This window comes from Longispora urticae, from assembly GCF_053902585.1.
In genome coordinates, this window is the sequence record NZ_JAQZSH010000014.1 from 28,563 (window position 1) to 44,303 (window position 15,741).

16 protein-coding genes and 1 tRNA gene are annotated in these 15,741 nt (G+C 73.1%); 9 read left to right on the plus strand and 8 right to left on the minus strand.

Translation table 11 applies throughout. From position 1 onward, the window contains the following. The first annotated feature begins 23 nt into the window (after positions 1 to 23). Positions 24 to 1,343 (plus strand): deoxyguanosinetriphosphate triphosphohydrolase family protein, encoded by a 1,320-nt coding sequence (locus PT931_RS07600; protein WP_456244968.1) that lies wholly within the window; start codon positions 24 to 26, stop codon positions 1,341 to 1,343. Positions 1,344 to 1,461: 118 nt separating this feature from the next. On the opposite strand, the gene PT931_RS07605 is transcribed toward PT931_RS07600, so the two are convergent. Further along, positions 1,462 to 2,076: a SanA/YdcF family protein gene (locus PT931_RS07605; RefSeq protein ID WP_456244969.1), complete on the minus strand. Its 615-nt coding sequence runs from the start codon at positions 2,074 to 2,076 to the stop codon at positions 1,462 to 1,464. A 465-nt stretch (positions 2,077 to 2,541) separates the two neighbouring features. On the opposite strand from PT931_RS07605, the gene PT931_RS07610 reads away from it, so the two are divergent. The 5 genes from PT931_RS07610 to PT931_RS07630 all read left to right on the plus strand — a co-directional run bounded on the left by PT931_RS07610 (position 2,542) and on the right by PT931_RS07630 (position 6,913). After that, complete coding sequence (locus PT931_RS07610) at positions 2,542 to 3,525, plus strand: NAD(P)/FAD-dependent oxidoreductase (protein ID WP_456244970.1); 984 nt, start codon at positions 2,542 to 2,544, stop codon at positions 3,523 to 3,525. 63 nt (positions 3,526 to 3,588) lie between these two features. Next, the gene (locus tag PT931_RS07615) at positions 3,589 to 6,054 is read left to right on the plus strand and encodes a hypothetical protein (protein WP_456244971.1); all 2,466 of its coding nucleotides are present in this window, start codon (positions 3,589 to 3,591) and stop codon (positions 6,052 to 6,054) included. 2 nt (positions 6,055 to 6,056) lie between these two features. Next, entirely contained in the window at positions 6,057 to 6,353 is a 297-nt protein-coding gene (locus PT931_RS07620) for a DUF4286 domain-containing protein (protein WP_456244972.1), read from the plus strand. 141 nt (positions 6,354 to 6,494) lie between these two features. After that, positions 6,495 to 6,567, plus strand: a tRNA-Asn gene (locus tag PT931_RS07625). A gap of 112 nt (positions 6,568 to 6,679) precedes the next feature. After that, the gene (locus PT931_RS07630) at positions 6,680 to 6,913 is read left to right on the plus strand and encodes a hypothetical protein (protein WP_363728812.1); all 234 of its coding nucleotides are present in this window, start codon (positions 6,680 to 6,682) and stop codon (positions 6,911 to 6,913) included. 41 nt (positions 6,914 to 6,954) lie between these two features. Here PT931_RS07630 and PT931_RS07635 read toward each other — a convergent pair whose 3' ends face one another. The 3 genes from PT931_RS07635 to PT931_RS07645 are packed head-to-tail and all read right to left on the minus strand — an operon-like array spanning position 6,955 to position 10,147. Next, positions 6,955 to 7,455, minus strand: a complete 501-nt coding sequence (locus PT931_RS07635; RefSeq protein ID WP_456244973.1) for a hypothetical protein — start codon at positions 7,453 to 7,455, stop codon at positions 6,955 to 6,957. Continuing rightward, on the minus strand, positions 7,455 to 9,302 hold the full coding sequence (gene dnaG / locus PT931_RS07640) for a DNA primase (protein WP_456244974.1): 1,848 nt from the start codon (positions 9,300 to 9,302) through the stop codon (positions 7,455 to 7,457). Before dnaG ends, PT931_RS07635 begins: the two co-directional genes overlap by 1 nt. Before the next feature lie 47 nt (positions 9,303 to 9,349). Then, positions 9,350 to 10,147: a metallophosphoesterase gene (locus PT931_RS07645; protein ID WP_456244975.1), complete on the minus strand. Its 798-nt coding sequence runs from the start codon at positions 10,145 to 10,147 to the stop codon at positions 9,350 to 9,352. Between the two features lie 46 nt (positions 10,148 to 10,193). On the opposite strand from PT931_RS07645, the gene PT931_RS07650 reads away from it, so the two are divergent. Continuing rightward, positions 10,194 to 10,862: a DedA family protein gene (locus PT931_RS07650; RefSeq protein ID WP_456244976.1), complete on the plus strand. Its 669-nt coding sequence runs from the start codon at positions 10,194 to 10,196 to the stop codon at positions 10,860 to 10,862. Positions 10,863 to 10,906: 44 nt separating this feature from the next. Here PT931_RS07650 and PT931_RS07655 read toward each other — a convergent pair whose 3' ends face one another. Beyond that, entirely contained in the window at positions 10,907 to 11,278 is a 372-nt protein-coding gene (locus PT931_RS07655; protein WP_456244977.1) for a hypothetical protein, read from the minus strand. A 153-nt stretch (positions 11,279 to 11,431) separates the two neighbouring features. Continuing rightward, entirely contained in the window at positions 11,432 to 11,635 is a 204-nt protein-coding gene (locus PT931_RS07660; RefSeq protein ID WP_197005269.1) for a cold-shock protein, read from the minus strand. 217 nt (positions 11,636 to 11,852) lie between these two features. Between PT931_RS07660 and PT931_RS07665 the strand changes: the two genes are divergently transcribed. Together PT931_RS07665 and PT931_RS07670 are read left to right on the plus strand one after the other, a co-directional pair. Continuing rightward, positions 11,853 to 13,370 (plus strand): carbonic anhydrase, encoded by a 1,518-nt coding sequence (locus tag PT931_RS07665; RefSeq protein WP_456244978.1) that lies wholly within the window; start codon positions 11,853 to 11,855, stop codon positions 13,368 to 13,370. Positions 13,371 to 13,438: 68 nt separating this feature from the next. After that, a complete protein-coding gene (locus PT931_RS07670; RefSeq protein WP_456244979.1) occupies positions 13,439 to 14,584 on the plus strand; it encodes a PP2C family protein-serine/threonine phosphatase in 1,146 nt (381 codons plus the stop codon). A gap of 49 nt (positions 14,585 to 14,633) precedes the next feature. On the opposite strand, the gene PT931_RS07675 is transcribed toward PT931_RS07670, so the two are convergent. Next, complete coding sequence (locus PT931_RS07675; RefSeq protein WP_456244980.1) at positions 14,634 to 15,146, minus strand: barstar family protein; 513 nt, start codon at positions 15,144 to 15,146, stop codon at positions 14,634 to 14,636. Between the two features lie 100 nt (positions 15,147 to 15,246). Then, positions 15,247 to 15,723 (minus strand): methylated-DNA--[protein]-cysteine S-methyltransferase, encoded by a 477-nt coding sequence (locus tag PT931_RS07680; RefSeq protein ID WP_456244981.1) that lies wholly within the window; start codon positions 15,721 to 15,723, stop codon positions 15,247 to 15,249. Positions 15,724 to 15,741 lie beyond the last annotated feature (18 nt).

Sequence of the window (15,741 nt, forward strand, 5' to 3'; positions counted from 1 at the left end):
ACCCGGCAAGTAGGCTGGGGAAGGTGGATGACGAGCGCTTCGTAGTCGAGCCCCCCAAGGACACCTCCGTCGAGCGCAGCCCCTACGCGCGGGACCGGGCGCGGGTGCTGCACTCGGCGGCCTTCCGCCGGCTCGCCGCCAAGACCCAGGTGCACACCGCCGGCGACGGCGACTTCCCCCGCACCCGGCTGACCCACTCCCTCGAGGTCGCCCAGATCGGCCGCGAGATGGGCGAACGGCTCGGCTGCGACCCGGACGTCGTGGACACCGCCTGCCTCGCGCACGACCTCGGGCACCCGCCGTTCGGGCACAACGGGGAGGACGCGCTGCACGCCGTGGCCAGCGGCTGCGGGGGCTTCGAGGGCAACGCCCAGACCCTGCGCGTCGTCGCCCGGCTGGAGGCGAAGGTCCCCGGCGCGGGCCTCAACCTGACCCGGGCCACGTTGGACGCGATCTGCAAGTACCCGTGGCGGCGCAGACCCGGAAACCGCAAATTCGGGGTGTACGCCGACGACGCCGCCGTCTTCGACTGGGTCCGGGCGGGGCTGGACGACAGCCCGGTCGGCCCCGCGCCAGCCGCAGGCCCGGCGCATCCCGGGGAGGCAGCCGGGCTCGCCGCGTCAGCCGCAGGCCCCGCCCATCCCGGGGAGCAGGCCGGGCCGCGAGCGGCTGTCGCGGACCGCCGCAGCCTCGAAGCCCAGGTCATGGACTGGTCCGACGACGTCGCCTACTCGGTGCACGACGTCGAGGACGGCATCCACGGCGGCTTCATCCTCCTCGGCGCCCTCGCCGACCCCGACGAACGCGCGGCCCTCTGCCTGGACGTCGCCGACGCGTACTCCGACGAGCACCCCTCCTACCTGCGCCCCGTCCTCGACGAACTCCTCGCCGACCCGGTGCTCGTCCCGCTCGCCCGCTACGACGGCAGCCACGGCGCGCAGGAGACGCTCAAGCGGGCCACGAGCGTCCTGACCGGCCGGTTCGTGGCCACGGCGGTGTCGGCGACCCGGGAGGAGTTCGGCGACAAACCCCTGTCCCGGTACGCGGCGGACCTCGTCGTCCCGCGGCACACCCGGGCCCAGTGCGCGCTCCTCAAGGGCCTCGCCCTCCGCTACGTGATGCGCCGCCCCGAGGCCGCCCCCGGTTACGCCCGCCAGCGCGACCTCCTCGCGGAACTCGTGCACGCGCTGACGGTGCGTTCCCCGGACGCGCTCGACCCGGTGTTCGCACCCCTGTGGCGGGCGGCACCGGACGACGCGGCCCGGCTGCGGGTCGTGATCGACCAGGTGGCGAGCCTGACGGACCCGGGCGCGGTCGTCTGGCACCGCAGGCTCGTCGGCTAGGCCCGCCCGGACCGGCGCGGTCCTGCCTGGTTGGGCTGCCCGGCTCGGTGCGAACGCCGGTGATCGCGACGGAGCCATGTGACCCCGGAGGCCTCCGGGACGGTGCGCCGCCCGCTGATCAGCCGGTGCCGGCGGGGCGGGCGGACCACAGGTCGTAGAGGGCCTTGTGGCACGCGGCGAAGTCCCGGACCCGGTTCTTCACCATCGTGCTGTTCCTGCAGTTGTCGCACCGGGCGTTGACGCCGTCCGCGTCCAGCCCGAGTCGCCGGCACAGGGCCACCGCGCGGACCAGGTGGAAGTTCTGGCTGACCAGCAGGATCCGGTGCAGGCCGTAGACGTCGCGGGCGCGCAGGCACGTGTCGTAGCTGTCCAGGCCCAGGCCGTCGGAGACGATGTGCTCCTTCGGGACGCCCAGGGACGCCAGGTAGTCGCCCATCGCGCCGACCTCGTCGCCCGAGGTGCCGCGCGCGTCGCCCGAGACGAGGACGGTGCCGACCTTGCCGGCGCGGTACAGCTCGGCGGCCACGTCCAGCCTGCCCGCCAGGAACGGCTTCGGCCGCTCGCCGCCCGGGGCCAGTTCGGCGCCGAACACGATGGCCACCGGCGCGGACGGCGCGTCCGGTACGGCGAACCGGTGGCCCGACGACTCCACCCTGGCCCAGACGGAGGGCAGGGCGGCCAGTACCGCGAGCACGATGGCCACCCACAGGAGAGCCCGGATTCCTCGACGCATCCGCGAATCCTGCCAGGCGTTCGCCGATCCCGGTAACCCGAAAGGGACTCACGGACACGGGTACGGGGCGCGCCGGGCCGGTTCGCGGACCGGCGCGTACATCCGGGTCGTTCCATCGTGGGCCGCGCCAGGTCCCGTGACGCCGCCGCCGACCGCCGGTCCGCGTTCCCGGACCGTCCGCCAGGGATCGGGTGGTGGCCGGCAAGGAGGTCCGCGACCGGGACGTGTTGCCGTCTGGCAGGGGATCCGTGGGAGGCCTGCGGGGAGGTCCGCGACGGGGACGTGTTGCCGTCTGGCAGGGGATCCGTGGGAGGCCTGCGGGGAGGTCCGCGACCGGGACGCGGTTGCCGTCCGGCAGGAGTCCGTGGGGGAGTCCGCGGCCGGGACACGGTGGTGCGGGGCGGGTCCGTGCGTAGGGTTCCGCCGGTCCCGGGGACCCGATACCGTGGGGATGAGGTGATGCTCATGGCCAGCACCGGTCGGATCGACGCCGACATCGCGATCGTGGGGGCGGGGCCCGCGGGCCTGTTCGCCGCCTACTATGCCGGATTCCGGGGGCTCAGTACGGCGCTGATCGACGCGCTGCCGGAGCCGGGCGGCCAGATCACCGCGATGTACCCCGAAAAGATGATCTTCGATGTCGCCGGGTTCCCCGCGATCCGGGGCCGCGACCTCGTCACCGGGCTGGTCGAGCAGGCCGCCACGTTCTCGCCGCGCTACCTGCTCGGCACCCAGGCCGACAAGCTGTCCTACGTCGAGGAACGGCCGGTGCTCACCCTCGACGACGGCACCGACGTGCACTGTGGAGCGGTCCTGATCACCGGCGGGATCGGCAGCTTCAGCCCCCGGCACCTGCCCGCCGCCGACGCGTTCACCGGCTCCGGCATCGTCTACTTCGTGCCGCACCTCGACGACCACGCCGGCCAGCACGTCCTCATCGTCGGCGGCGGCGACTCGGCCTTCGACTGGGCGCACGCGCTCGCCCCGATCGCCGCGTCCGTGACCCTCGTGCACCGCCGCGAGGCGTTCCGCGCGCACGCCGCGACCGTCGCCCGGGTCCGCGAACTCGGCGTGCGGATCGTCGTCAACGCCCAGGTGACCGAGCTGCTCGGCGCCGACCGGGTCGAGGGCGCCGTCATCGCGGCCAAGGGCGCGGAGCCCGAGACGGTCCCCGCGGACGTACTCGTCGCCGCCCTGGGTTTCGTCGCCGACCTCGGGCCGCTCGCCGAATGGGGGCTGCGGCTCGACCGCCGGCACGTCTGGGTCGACTCGACCATGGCCACGAACCTGCCGAGGGTGTTCGCGGCGGGCGACATCACCGAGTACCCCGGAAAGGTCCGGCTCATCGCCACCGGTTTCGGCGAGGCCGCGACGGCCGTCAACAACGCGGCCGTGGCCATCGATCCGGCCGCGCACCTGTTCCCCGGGCACTCCTCCGACGTCGGGTGAGTGTTTTGTCCGTCTTGAAGCACGCCGATGAGTGAGGCGGACCGAGCGGATAGACTCCGCCGTGTGCAGCCTTGGACACCGTCGCCCGACGAACAGCCGCGCGATCCGTGGGAGGAACCACCTCCCGGCGGACGTCGCCGCGAGCCGGACGACTATGACCAGCCGACCGGCTTCCTGCGCCTTCCGGAGCCGGTGACGGGCTCCGCCGCCGTGCCCGGGGAGTACCCGCAGCCGGTCTACCCGACGCCCGCCGCCTACCCGGAGCCCGCCGGCAACGTCTACGGCAAGGCCGCGGTCCAGGGCGAATACCCCGAGCCGAAGGTGTACGGCCAGCCCACGGCCACCGGCAGCTACCCGCAGCCCGCCGCCCCCGGTGGCTATCCGGAGCCCGCCGCGCCCGGAACCTACCCGCAGCCCGCGGTGCCCGGCGGCTACCCGGAACCCGGCACCCCCGGCGGTTACGCCACCCCGGCGGTCCCCGGCGGCTACCCGACGCCCACGGTCTACGGCCAGCCGGCGGCACCCGCCCCGACGGGCAGCTACCCGCAGCCCGCGGCCCCGACGGGCGGCTACCCGCAGCCCGCGACCCCGACCGGCGGTTACCCGCAACCGGCCGCCCCCGGCAGCTACCCCGGGCCCGCAGCCCCGGCCGGCTACCCCGAACCCACGGCACCCGGCGTCTACACGGCCCGCGCCGAGCAGGACGGCTACCCGGAGCCCGCCGGCTACGGCCAACCGGCGGCCCGCCCCGCCACCCCCGAACCCGAGGAGCCGGCAGGCTACGGCGCCCCCGCGGGGACCTCCGGGGCGTGGGCGCAGCAGGAGCCGGCGGTCCACGGCCAACCGGCCGAGCGGTCCCCCTCCGGCAGCTACGCGCAGCCCTCGACCACCGGCGCCTACGCGCAGCCCGCCACCTCCGGCGGCTACCCCCAGCCCACGGCCCCCGGCGGCTACCCGGAACCGGCGGCCCCCGCCGGCTACCCGCAGCCCGCGACCCCGGCCGAGTACCCGGCACCCGCAGCGCCCGGCACCTACGCCCAGCCCGCGCCCCCGGCCGCCTACCCGGAGCCGGCGACCAACGTCTACGGCCAGCCCGCGGGCCAGGCGCAGCCCGCCACCTACGGCCAGCCCGCCGCACCCGGCTACCCCGACCCGGCGGCCGCCCGCCCGACCCGCCCGGAGCAGGGTGGCTACCCGGAGCCCGCGGCCCCCGGCGGCTACGCCGACCCCGCGCCCCCCGGCGGCTACGCCGACCCCGCGCCCCCCGGCGGCTACGCCGACCCCGCAGCCCAGGCCGGCTATCCGGAGCCGACACCGCCAGGCCGCGCCCAGCCCGCCACGCCCACGGTCTACGGCCAACCCACACCCCCGGCCTACCCCGACCAGGCGTACCCGCCGGGCGCGGGCCAGCAGGCCTACCCGCCCGCCCCCGAAGAGCCCGGCAACTACGCCTCGGGCCCCGACCACCCGGACCCCGCGCAGCGCCCCGACCAGCCCGGAAACCCCGACCCGGCGAACCCCGGCGTCTACGGCCGCGCCGTCGCCGAGTCCTCCGCGAGCGGCGGCTTCCCCCAGGTCCCGGCGGCGTACGCGGAACCGGATCCCCGGGTGTACGGCCGCGCGGCCGAACCCGACGCCCCCCAGCCGCACTACGACGAGCCGACCTGGGCCAGTGCGTCCCTCGGCCTGCCGGCCAGTGAGCAGGTCCGGATCCCGCCGCCGCCCCGCCGTCGCCGCCGACGCGAGTGGGACGACGAGCAGGCGTGGCAGGAGCCGGTCCGCCAGGACCCGTGGGCCGAGCAGCGCCGGCACGACGAGTGGCTGGACGTCCCGCACGGCGGCCGGCGGTTCGACGAGCCCCGGGCCCGCCGGGGGCAGCAGATCCCGCCGCCCGGACCGGTGCCGGAGTACGACAGCGCGGAGCGGCCCCAGGTCGACGACGCGCCCCGGGGACGCCGGGCGGACGAGCGTTCCGAGCGGGCCACGTGGCGGCAGGAGACCGACGTCGCCGCGCCCCGGTCGGCGAAGGCGAAGAAGATCCTGCTCGGCGCGGGGCTGTGCGTCCTGCTGCTGGTCGCGGGCCTCGGCTACTGGTTCTACGGGCCGCAGGGCAACGGCGTCGAGGAGGACTCCTACATCCCCGGGGTGACCGTGCCCGGCGTGATGACCAGGGTCAAGGCCGAGGGCTTCACGTGCCTGGCCCCCGGCGCGACGGTCGCCCGGTGCACGAAGCCGGTCAACGGGGTCGAGTTCAGCGTGACCCTGCAGTTCCTGGACGAGAACCGGGTCACCGCGATCATGGCGAACGGCGGCACGGGTACCCAGAGCCAGGTCGCCGTCACCGACAAGGAGCTCAAGCCGCTGTTCGCGATGGCCGCGCAGCTCCCGTTCGCCCAGCCCTCGAAGGAGGCCGGGGCGTGGGTGGACACGAACGTGAAGAAGGACGCCAAGTCCACCTTCGGCGGCGTCGTCTACGAGACGGCCAACGGGCAGGACATCCTCAACATGTACACGAAGAAGCCGGTCTGACGATGCTGGTCTACGCGGTGCGCACCGAGTTCTCCGACGGGTCCGAGCGCGACGACTACCTCGACTGGCTCCGGGGCGGGCACGTCGCCGCGGTGGTCGCGGGCGGGGCGCTGACCGGCGAGGTCACGATCCTCGACGACGGGTCGGTGGAGTCGCGCTACACGTTCGCCTCGCGCGAGGCGTTCGCCGACTACGAGGCCGGTCCGGCGGTGGCGTTGCGCGCCGACGGTGCCGGCCGGTTCCCGGGCGCCCGGTTCGTGCGCACCGTGGGCGAACGGATCCTCAACGCGGGCCTCTGAGGGCCGGAGGAGCATGCGAGGGGTACCTGGGCGGTGGCCCCGGAAACCGGCGACGCGCCGTCCCGTTCGACACCCCGGGTACCGACTTGCGCGGGCACCGGGGGCGTCATGTAATCTAATCCAGCACGACGGCAAGGCCGATCCCGCGTAGCTCAATTGGCAGAGCATTCGGCTGTTAACCGGAGGGTTATAGGTTCGAGTCCTATCGCGGGAGCAAGACCAGGCGCTGACCGATCTTCGGTCAGCGCCTGAATTGTCTTCAGCCGGCCGGCACGCCGGTTGGTAACCGCGCCCACGGGGTATCTGGTTTCCGGCAGGATGGGGTGATGAGTATGGGCTGGAAGATAGCTTTCTTCGGCGGAATCGCCGTCGGGTACGTGATGGGCGCGAAGGCCGGCCGTCAGCGCTACGAGCAGATCGCCCGCCTCGGGCGCAAGGTCCGGCAGAGTCCGACCCTGCAGGAGGCGGCCGGCGTGGTCCAGGAGCAGGCCGGCAAGCTGGCGCACAACGGCCGGCAGCGCGTGGTCCGCGCCCTGCACCGGGTGGACGCCCAGGCCTGACCACGGGCCGGCCGTCTCCGGGACCTCGGAGCGGCCGGGGGTCAGTTCTCCTGTTGGGCGCGGTGCACGAGTTCGAGGGTGGCCGCCTGGACACCCTCGTCCATCGGGTCCACCCCGTGGTCGTACCGGACCGCCCAGCGCAGGCCGTCCATGCCCGGCACCCGGCGGGCCAGCACGCGCACGCCGCCCGGTTCGCCGGGCAGCAGGTGGTGGCTGGTGTACGCCACGGACCGGGTGACCCGTTCCTGTACGTGTCGGGGGAGTTGTCCGGGTTCGGACAGCTCGAATCTGACCGGCTCGTCCTCGACGACCAGCCCGATCTCGTCGAGGCTGGCCGGGCCGGGGGTCACGGTCAGGACCTCGCCGGACCAGGTGGCCTTGCTGACCTCGTGCCAGCCGAGCCGCTGCTCGCGGGTCAGCCACAGCCCGAGGTTCGTGGCGACGAGGTGTCCGTCCGGAGTGGTGGCCCAGGCGACCACGCGCTCGCCTGGGGCCAGCGCGGGCGTGGACTCCGGCGGCAGTTTCGGCTTGCGGAAGAACATCACAACCCTCCGACGGCTTGTTCGCGCAGCCCCCGGGCCTGCTGTTCGAGGGCGAACAGCTCGGCGGCCAGGCGCAGGTACTCGTCCTTGCTCTCAACCGGGTTCAGCCGCTGGAGCCCGCCCTTGAGCTCGGCGAGCCGGCGGTCGACCGTGGGCAGCTGGAGCTGGGCGAGCACGATGTTGACGTACCGGCCGTCGGGTTCCGCGTCGTAGCGGGTCGGCTCGACGGCCAGCTCGGAGACCAGCGCCTTGGCGGCCAGGTCGTCGGAGGCGTCGCGGACCAGCTCGATCCAGCTGGGGCCGGCCGTGGCCGAGGAGACCCCGCCGACGGCCATGATCGCCTGGCGCAGTTCGATGTGCGGGGCGTAGGTGTAGGGCGTCGCGTCCACCGAGTCGAACATCGGACCAGCGATGACGGGTACCTGGAGCGCGAGCTTCAGCGCCTCGCGCTCGACGAGCCGCTGGGGTTCGCTGGTGACCACGGGGGTCCGGCGCGGCGGGGCCTGGGCCGGGCCGCGGGTGTTGGACTGCACGGCGCGGAGGACCGGCTCGATCTCCATGCCGAGGTCCCCGGCGAGCTTGCGCGCGTACTCCGGACGGAGCTCTCTGTCCTTGATCTGCGCCACCAGGGGGGCGGCCTCCTTGAGCGCGCCGACCCGCCCGTCGGGGGTGGTCAGGTCGTAGCGGCCCAGCACGGTGCGCAGCGCGAACGTGATCAGCGGCTCGCGCCGGGCGACCAGGTCCCGCACTGCCGCGTCGCCCCGGGCCAGCCGCAGCTCACACGGGTCCATCCCGTCGGGCCCCACGGCGATGTACGTCTGGGACGCGAACTTCTGGTCGTCGGCGAACGCCCGCAGCGCCGCCTTCTGCCCGGCCGCGTCCCCGTCGAAGGTGAAGATGATCTCGCCGTTGGTGTTCATGTCGTGCAGCAGCCGGCGGAGCACGTTGATGTGGTCCCCGCCGAACGCGGTGCCGCAGGTCGCCACGGCCGTGGGCACGCCGGCCAGGTGGCAGGCCATCACGTCGGTGTAGCCCTCGACGATCACGGCCCGGCCCTGCTTGGCGATCTCCTTCTTCGCGTGCTCGATGCCGTAGAGCACGTGGGACTTCTTGTACAGCGGGGTCTCGGGGGTGTTCAGGTACTTCGGGCCGTCGTCGTCCTCGTACAGCTTGCGGGCGCCGAAGCCGATCACGTCGCCGGCCAGGTCCTTGATCGGCCACAGCAGCCGGCGGCGGAACCGGTCGATCAGGCTGCCCGACCGGGCCTCCTTGGCGAGCCCGGCGAGGATCAGCTCCTGGCTGGTGTAGCCCTTCTGCCGCAGGTGCCGCGACAGGGTGTCCCAGCCCTCGGGGGCGAAGCCGCAGCCGTAGTCCTGGGCGGCCTCGCGGCTGAAGTTGCGCTGGGCCAGGAACTCCCGGGCCGCCCGGGCCCCGCCGGCACCGAGCTGGCCGGCGTAGAACTCGGCGGCGTCGTGGTGGGCGGCGAGCAGGCGCTGCTTCTGGCCGGGCTGCTGGCGGGGCGCGCCGGTGCCGTGGCCGGTGTCGACGTAGTGCAGCTGGATGCCGGCCTTGAGCGCGAGCCGTTCGATGGACTCGACGAAGGTCAGGTGCTCGATCTGCTGGACGAACGAGATCGCGTCCCCGCCCGCGCCGCAGCCGAAACAGTAGAAAACGTTACGGGCGGAGCTGACGTTGAACGACGCGGACTTCTCATCGTGGAACGGGCAGAGCCCCTTCAGGTTGCCGCCACCGGCCGATTTCAGGGTGACGTGCTCGGAGATGACGTCGGCGATCGACGTCCTCTCTCTGACCAGTGCGATGTCCTCGTCCCGGATCTTGCCCGCCACAGAACCTCCCACGCCGCCAACAGCCCGCACCTACAGTACGGCGTCGGTCAGACGAGTCTCACGAGTGGCGAGGGGCCGCCCTGACACAGGCCGGTGTCGACGTTGAGGGCCTTGCCCGCGCAGTACGGATACGGCACCGGGGAGTCCTCCGGGGCGATGTTCAGCTGGTCCGGGATGGGGCTGTGGCCGTGCACGACGCGGACGCCCCCCAGTTCCCCCAGGAGGGTGTCGGCGTTGTGCTCGCCGTCGTCGCCCCGGAACGCGAACCGGGTGGTCAGCCGCCGCCAGACGTCCCACCAGGCGTGCGGGTCGTCGCCGGCCAGCACGCCCTGGACCGTGGAGTTGATCTCGTCGATCGAGGTGCCGTAGGCCAGGTAGGCCATGGTGTCGGAGTGCACGAGGAGCTGGTCGTCCACGAGCGCGGCCAGCGGGCGCTCCAGGAGCCAGGCCAGGTGCTTGTCGCCGACGCCGTGCAGGTCCTCGATCTGGCCGCCGTTGCGCAGCCAGCTCCGGGCGAAGGACGCCGAGCCGGTGGAGAGGGCGATCTCCGTCTCGCCCCAGCGGTGCATGCCGAGGAGCAGGATCTCGTGGTTGCCGAGCAGGCACTCGACGCTCTCGGGGGCCTGCTCGGTGAGGCCCATCACCAGCTCGAGGACGCCCAGGCCGTCGGGGCCCCGGTCGACCAGGTCGCCCAGGAAACACAGATCGGCGTTGGCACCGGCCCACCGGCCGGTCGCGTCGGTCAGGCCGGCAGAGTGCAGGGCCTCCACGAGTTCGGTACGGTGTCCGTGCACGTCGCCGACCACGTACAGCGGCGCTCTCGGCGCTGCGGTCTGCTCGGTCACGTACTGAGACTAGAGGACGCTGTCACGGCCCGGGGGGTTGACCAAGGTGCACTTCGTCGAGGGACTGCTGGACGGCCTGCCGCCGATGGTGGTGTACCTGATCGTCGGGGCCATCATCGGCGTCGAGAGCATGGGAATTCCGCTCCCGGGCGAGGTGGTGCTGGTCAGCGCCTCGCTGATGGCCAGTACCCATATCGTCAGCCCGTTGGGTGTGGCGATCGCGGCGAGCCTGGGCGCGATCGTCGGCGACACGATCGGGTACACGATCGGCCGGCGGGGCGGGCGTCCGCTGCTGGAGCGGCTGGGGCGGCGGTTCCCGAAGCACCTGGGCCCGAAGCACCTCGCGAAGGCCGAGGAGACGTTCGACCGGTGGGGCGTGTGGGCCGTGTTCTTCGGCCGGTTCATCGCGCTGCTCCGGATCCTGGCCGGGCCGCTGGCGGGTGCCCTGCGGGTGCCGTACCCGCGGTTCCTGGTCGCCAACGCGGCCGGCGGCATCCTGTGGGCCAGCGGCACGACGTACGCGATCTACTACGTGGGCCGGGCCGCCGAGAAGTGGCTGAAGGGCTTCTCGTGGGTGGCGCTCGTCGTCGCGGTGCTGTTCGGGCTGGGCACGACGTTCTACATCAAGCGCAAGATCGCGAAGTCGGCGGCGGCGATCGAGGAGGCCGAGCAGGCCGAACCCGCGGCACCGGCCGAGACGGGTACCGGGCGCTGACGGTTCACGCCCCCGGAGCCCTGAGCCCGGGGCGCCGGTGACCGCTAGAGGATGTCCTCCCCCTGCGGCATCGCCAGCAGATCCTCCTCGGACGTGGTCTCCACCTTGTTCCGGTCCAGCCCGAGCCGGTCGTACAGCTCGTCCCCGGTGATGTGGTACCGGGTGCCCTCCACGACCAGGAAGCTCTCGTCCTTGGACTCGTGCCGGGCCAGCTTCACGTCGTAGAGGTCCGGCCCGATCAGGGGCTCGATCTCGGCGAAGGACACGTGCTCGACCCCGGCCCGCTTGTCCACGTAGAGGGCCTCGACCTCGGCGCCGGCCGGGCGGTACCGCCCGTCGTGGGTGAACCAGACCCAGCCCTCGAACTGCACGGGGGCGTCGTCGGCGGTGACGCGGTGACCGGTGGGACCAGGCATCTGAGGTTCCCTTCGTACGGCAGGTGCGGTACTGCTCCAGCCTAGGTACGCGGGCGGGCCCCGGAGGGGGGAATGCCAACACGGGCCCGGTCCGCGCTGACGCGCGAGCCGGGCCCGTGGGAATTGGCTGTTTTGTTGGTTACAGTTTGTTGGTTACAGCGGACGAACCTGGTCGGCCTGCGGGCCCTTCTGGCCCGTGGTGACCTCGAACTCGACCCGCTGGTTCTCCTCCAACGAACGGTAGCCGTTCGTCTGGATCGCTGAGAAGTGGACGAACAGGTCAGCACCGCCGCCGTCCGGCGTGATGAACCCGTAGCCCTTTTCGGCGTTGAACCACTTCACGACACCCTGCGCCATGCGTTCTCCCTGGCAACGTAGCTAGCACCGGCCCACACCTCGTGGGCTAGCCGGGTTGCGACGAACGTCCCGCTCGGGAAAGCCGATCGCCCGCCTGTCACAAACTTTGCGGGCGTAACGAGCACGTGCCGAAGAGCTATGACTGCAACCTTGGAAATCACCCTAACAGCTCAGGCGGGCCGTGACACCCCCTGCGAATGCGCAACAATGTGTAGCCATGGACACACGAAGCGTTGTCACGCGCCTCGAATTGCCCCTTGCTGTCGTCATTCTCGCGGCGGGACTCAGTGCCCAGCACGGCTGGGTGGTGGCCGGCGCGGTGGTCGTACTCGCGGCCGGTATCCGACTCGTGCTGGGCGCCAGCCGGCTCGGGCACCGGGCGCTCGCGCTGTCCCCGGCCGTCGTGCACGGCACCCTCGCGGGCACCGCCCTGACCGTCATCCTCGACCAACTGCACAGCCTGCTCGGCCTGCCCACCGTCTTCCAGCTCTGGCCCGCCCCGCACGTCGGCCTGAGCCACACCCTGGTCGTCGGGGCCGTCGCCGTCCTCGCCGGCCTGTTCGGCGGGCTGCGCGGGCTCCGGCTGATCGACGTCGCGCACCTGCGTTCCCTGTGGCGGCACCACGAGATCGTCACGTACCTCGCCACCGCCGTCGGGGTGGTCGTCGGCGGCCTGGTCGCGGGCGTGACCCTCGGCCTGCTGGCGGCCATGGGCGTCGCCGTCTACCGGCTCACGCACTGCACCGTCCTCGTCGAGCCCTGCCCCGAGACCGGCTGGCGGGTCACCGTCCGGGGCACGCTGGTCTTCCTCGGCGTCGGCCGGCTGCTCCGCGAACTGCGCGACGTGCCGCCCGGCTCGGCCGTCACCCTCGAACTGCACGTCGACCTGCTCGACCACGCCGCGTTCGAGGCGCTGCGCCGGTGGCGGACCGAGCACGAGGCCGGCGGCGGGCGGGTGACGGTCGAGGAGGTGCACGACAGCTGGTACCAGCGGGCCGGCGCGCGCCATCCCCGGCTCCGCAAGACCCTGCCGACCGGGGCCGGACGGCTCTTCGCACCCTGGGGAGCCTGGCAGCAGAGCGCGTCGTGTGCCACGGGGGCGTCCCGGGACCCGATCACCGCCGGGGTGCGCGAGTTCGAGCGGCGCGGGGCGGAGCTGGTCCGGCCGTACCTGGAGGACCTCGCCGGGGTGCAGCGCCCCGGGCAGTTCTTCATCACGTGCGCGGACTCCCGGGTGGTCCCCAACGTGATCACGTCCAGCGGGCCCGGTGACCTGTTCTGCGTGCGTAACGTGGGGAACCTGGTACCCAGACACGGGTTGGATCTGTCGATCGGGGCGGCCGTGGAGTTCGCCGTCGCCGGGCTCGGGGTGTCCACGATCGTGGTGTGCGGGCACTCCGACTGCGGCGCGATGAAGGCCACGCTCAGCGGCAAGCGGATCGAGGGCCAGCTGGGCTCGTGGCTGCGGCACGTCGAGCCGAGCGTCCGGCTGTTCCGGGAGACCCGGGCGTGGCCGGAGTCCGCGACCGCCAAGGGGCACGAGTGGCTGGGCCGGATGAACGTGCTCCAGCAGCTCACCCACCTGCGCACCTACCCCGCGGTCGCCGACGCGGTCGCCGCCGGGCGGCTCCGGCTCCTCGGCCTGTACTTCGACATCGGGTCCGCCCGGGTGTCGCGGGTCGACCCCGACACGGGCGAACTGCTGCCCCTCGAACGGCTCGTCCGGGCCGCCTGAAACCTCGGCCGTTCGGCGGTTCGTGGGTAGCCGTCCGGCTGGTGGCGGCAAAAAGCGATAATGCCGGTATGAGTGTTGCCGGTCCGGCGGGTGCGGGCGCCCGGGTCCCCGCCGACCGGCGAGCCCGGTGGCGCGAGTGGGGACCGCCCGTCTTCGTCCTCGTCATGGTCTGCGTCGTCGACCTGATCGGCCGGGGCGGCACCTACTTCGTGGCGTACCTCCTCGTCGCCCCGGCCATCGCGGCCATCCTCGCCCCGCCGTCGGTCGTGCTCGCCGTCGGCGCGGTGGCCGTCCCGGAGCGGATCCTGTTGGGAATGTACGACGGGGTCGACAAACCCTTCGAGGACAACCGCTTCCTCGGCGGTACCGGCGCCCTCATCTTCTCGACCATAGTTTTCGTGTACTTCGCCCGGCTGCGCCTCAAACGTGAACGGCAGCTGGCCGATGTCACCTCCGTCGCGCTCGCCGCCCAGCACGCCGTCCTGCGCCCCCAACCGGAGGCCGTCGGCAGCGTGCGGATCGGCCTGCGCTTCCTGGCCGCGGCGGCCGAGGCCGAGATCGGCGGCGACCTGTACGAGGTGCTGTCCACCCCGTACGGCGTCCGGGTCGTGATCGGCGACGTCCGAGGCAAGGGGCTCGAGGCCGTCCAGTCGGCGGCCGTCGTGCTCGGCGCGTTCCGCGAGGCCGCCTACGACGTGCCCGACCTCGCCGACCTGGCCCGCAAGGTCGAGGCCAGCGTCCGGCGCCACCTGCCCGCCGACGACTACGTGACCGCGCTGTTCGCCGAGTTCCGGGCCGGCGAGGTGCGGATGCTGCACCGGGGGCACGTACCCGCCCTGCTGGTCGACGCGGCCGGCGACGTGCGCGAACTGCGGCCGCCCGCGCCCGGTACCCCGCTGGGTCTCGGGCATCTCGGGGCCGTCGAACCGTGCGTGTGGACCGAGAAGTGCGCGCCCGGGGACGTGCTCGTGCTGGTCACCGACGGGGTGGTCGAGGCGCGCCGGCTCGGGGTGTTCTACCCGTTCACCGAGCGGCTCGGCGGGCTGGTCAAGGGTGCGGGGCGGCGGCGGTCGCTGACCCGGCAGCCCGAGGGGGACTTCCGCACCAATCTGGACGCGGCGGCCGAGGCGCTGCGCAAGGACCTGCTGGACTACACCGACGGCGGGCGGATCTCCGACGACGCGGTGATCATGCTCCTGGCGCCGGGCGACTGACTTCTCTTACGGGTACCGGAGCCCGGCGCGGCCCCTGCTCCTCGGGGCGCTACGGCCAGCGCGGCACCGGGGTCGCGCCCACCGGCAGGAACGACATCTCCGCCTCCACCAGGCACAACATCGGATGCCCCATCACCAGGGCCGTCCGCGCCCGGTTCGCGAAGATGTCCAGCAGCGCCTCCGACACGACCGGCTCCCGGATCGCGAACGCCTCGAAGCCGTCCAGGGCCAGGACGGTGCCCGTGGCGGCGGGGTCGCTGCCGTACCCGTAGGCGGCCACGTCCCAGAGGACGTCGTTGAGCGCGTCGAGATTGCGGCCGTAGTAAGCCGGGAAGTCCAGGGCGGCCGCCAGGGCGGCGTGCATGTCCGCGCCGTCCAGCCAGGAGCCGGCGGCCAGCCGGACCACGCGGTAGTCGAGACGCTCCAGCTTCGCGACCGCGCTGTCCAGGGTCGCCCCGTCGGCGCAGCGGTGCACGTGGGACTCGCGGAGCAGGAGCCAGTCCAGGCGGTCCCAGCCCTCGGGGGGCATGGTCGAGGCGTCGAACAGCAGCGTGCGGGCCATGCCCCGCATCATGTCACGACCGGCCGGCCCGGCAGGGCGGAGTCGGCGCGCGTCGCGGGCCGGCGGGCGACGGGGGCGGGAGGCCGTCGGCCGCGCCGGGTCAGAGGCCGAACTCGCGCTCGACGCGGACCCGGGCCTCCAGTTCCAGCAGGTGCTTCTTGCGGTGCAGCCCGCCGCCGAACCCGACGAGCTTGCCGTCCGCGCCGACCACCCGGTGGCACGGCACCACGATCGGCAGCGGGTTGCGGTTGTTCGCCGTACCCACGGCGCGCGCCGCCAGCGGATCGCCCAGTTCCGTGGCGATCTGTCCGTAGGTGGCCATCTCGCCGTACGGGATCTCGCGGAGCGCCGCCCACACCCGGCGCTCGAACGGGCTCCCGGAGCGCACCGACAACGGCACGTCGAAATCGGTCAGCCCGCCCGCGAAGTACGCCGCCAGCTGCTCGCGGAGGCTGTCGAGAAACGGACTCTCCCCGAGCGGGCCGGGCGTGCCGTCGAACATGATCCGGCAGACTCCGTGCTCGTCAGCGGCCACGGCCAGGGGACCGAACGGCGCGGGGATCAGGGCCCATTCCACCAGCCGACCGTACCCGGA

Excerpts from the sequence above, each read along its gene's own strand:
- PT931_RS07605 (WP_456244969.1), bottom strand. The coding sequence starts at position 2,076 with ATGCGTCGAGGAATCCGGGCTCTCCTGTGGGTGGCCATCGTGCTCGCG.
- PT931_RS07610 (WP_456244970.1), top strand. The coding sequence starts at position 2,542 with ATGGCCAGCACCGGTCGGATCGACGCCGACATCGCGATCGTGGGGGCG.
- PT931_RS07620 (WP_456244972.1), top strand. The coding sequence starts at position 6,057 with ATGCTGGTCTACGCGGTGCGCACCGAGTTCTCCGACGGGTCCGAGCGC.
- PT931_RS07630 (WP_363728812.1), top strand. The coding sequence starts at position 6,680 with ATGAGTATGGGCTGGAAGATAGCTTTCTTCGGCGGAATCGCCGTCGGG.
- PT931_RS07635 (WP_456244973.1), bottom strand. The coding sequence starts at position 7,455 with ATGTTCTTCCGCAAGCCGAAACTGCCGCCGGAGTCCACGCCCGCGCTG.
- PT931_RS07655 (WP_456244977.1), bottom strand. The coding sequence starts at position 11,278 with ATGCCTGGTCCCACCGGTCACCGCGTCACCGCCGACGACGCCCCCGTG.
- PT931_RS07660 (WP_197005269.1), bottom strand. The coding sequence starts at position 11,635 with ATGGCGCAGGGTGTCGTGAAGTGGTTCAACGCCGAAAAGGGCTACGGG.
- PT931_RS07665 (WP_456244978.1), top strand. The coding sequence starts at position 11,853 with ATGGACACACGAAGCGTTGTCACGCGCCTCGAATTGCCCCTTGCTGTC.
- PT931_RS07670 (WP_456244979.1), top strand. The coding sequence starts at position 13,439 with ATGAGTGTTGCCGGTCCGGCGGGTGCGGGCGCCCGGGTCCCCGCCGAC.
- PT931_RS07675 (WP_456244980.1), bottom strand. The coding sequence starts at position 15,146 with ATGGCCCGCACGCTGCTGTTCGACGCCTCGACCATGCCCCCCGAGGGC.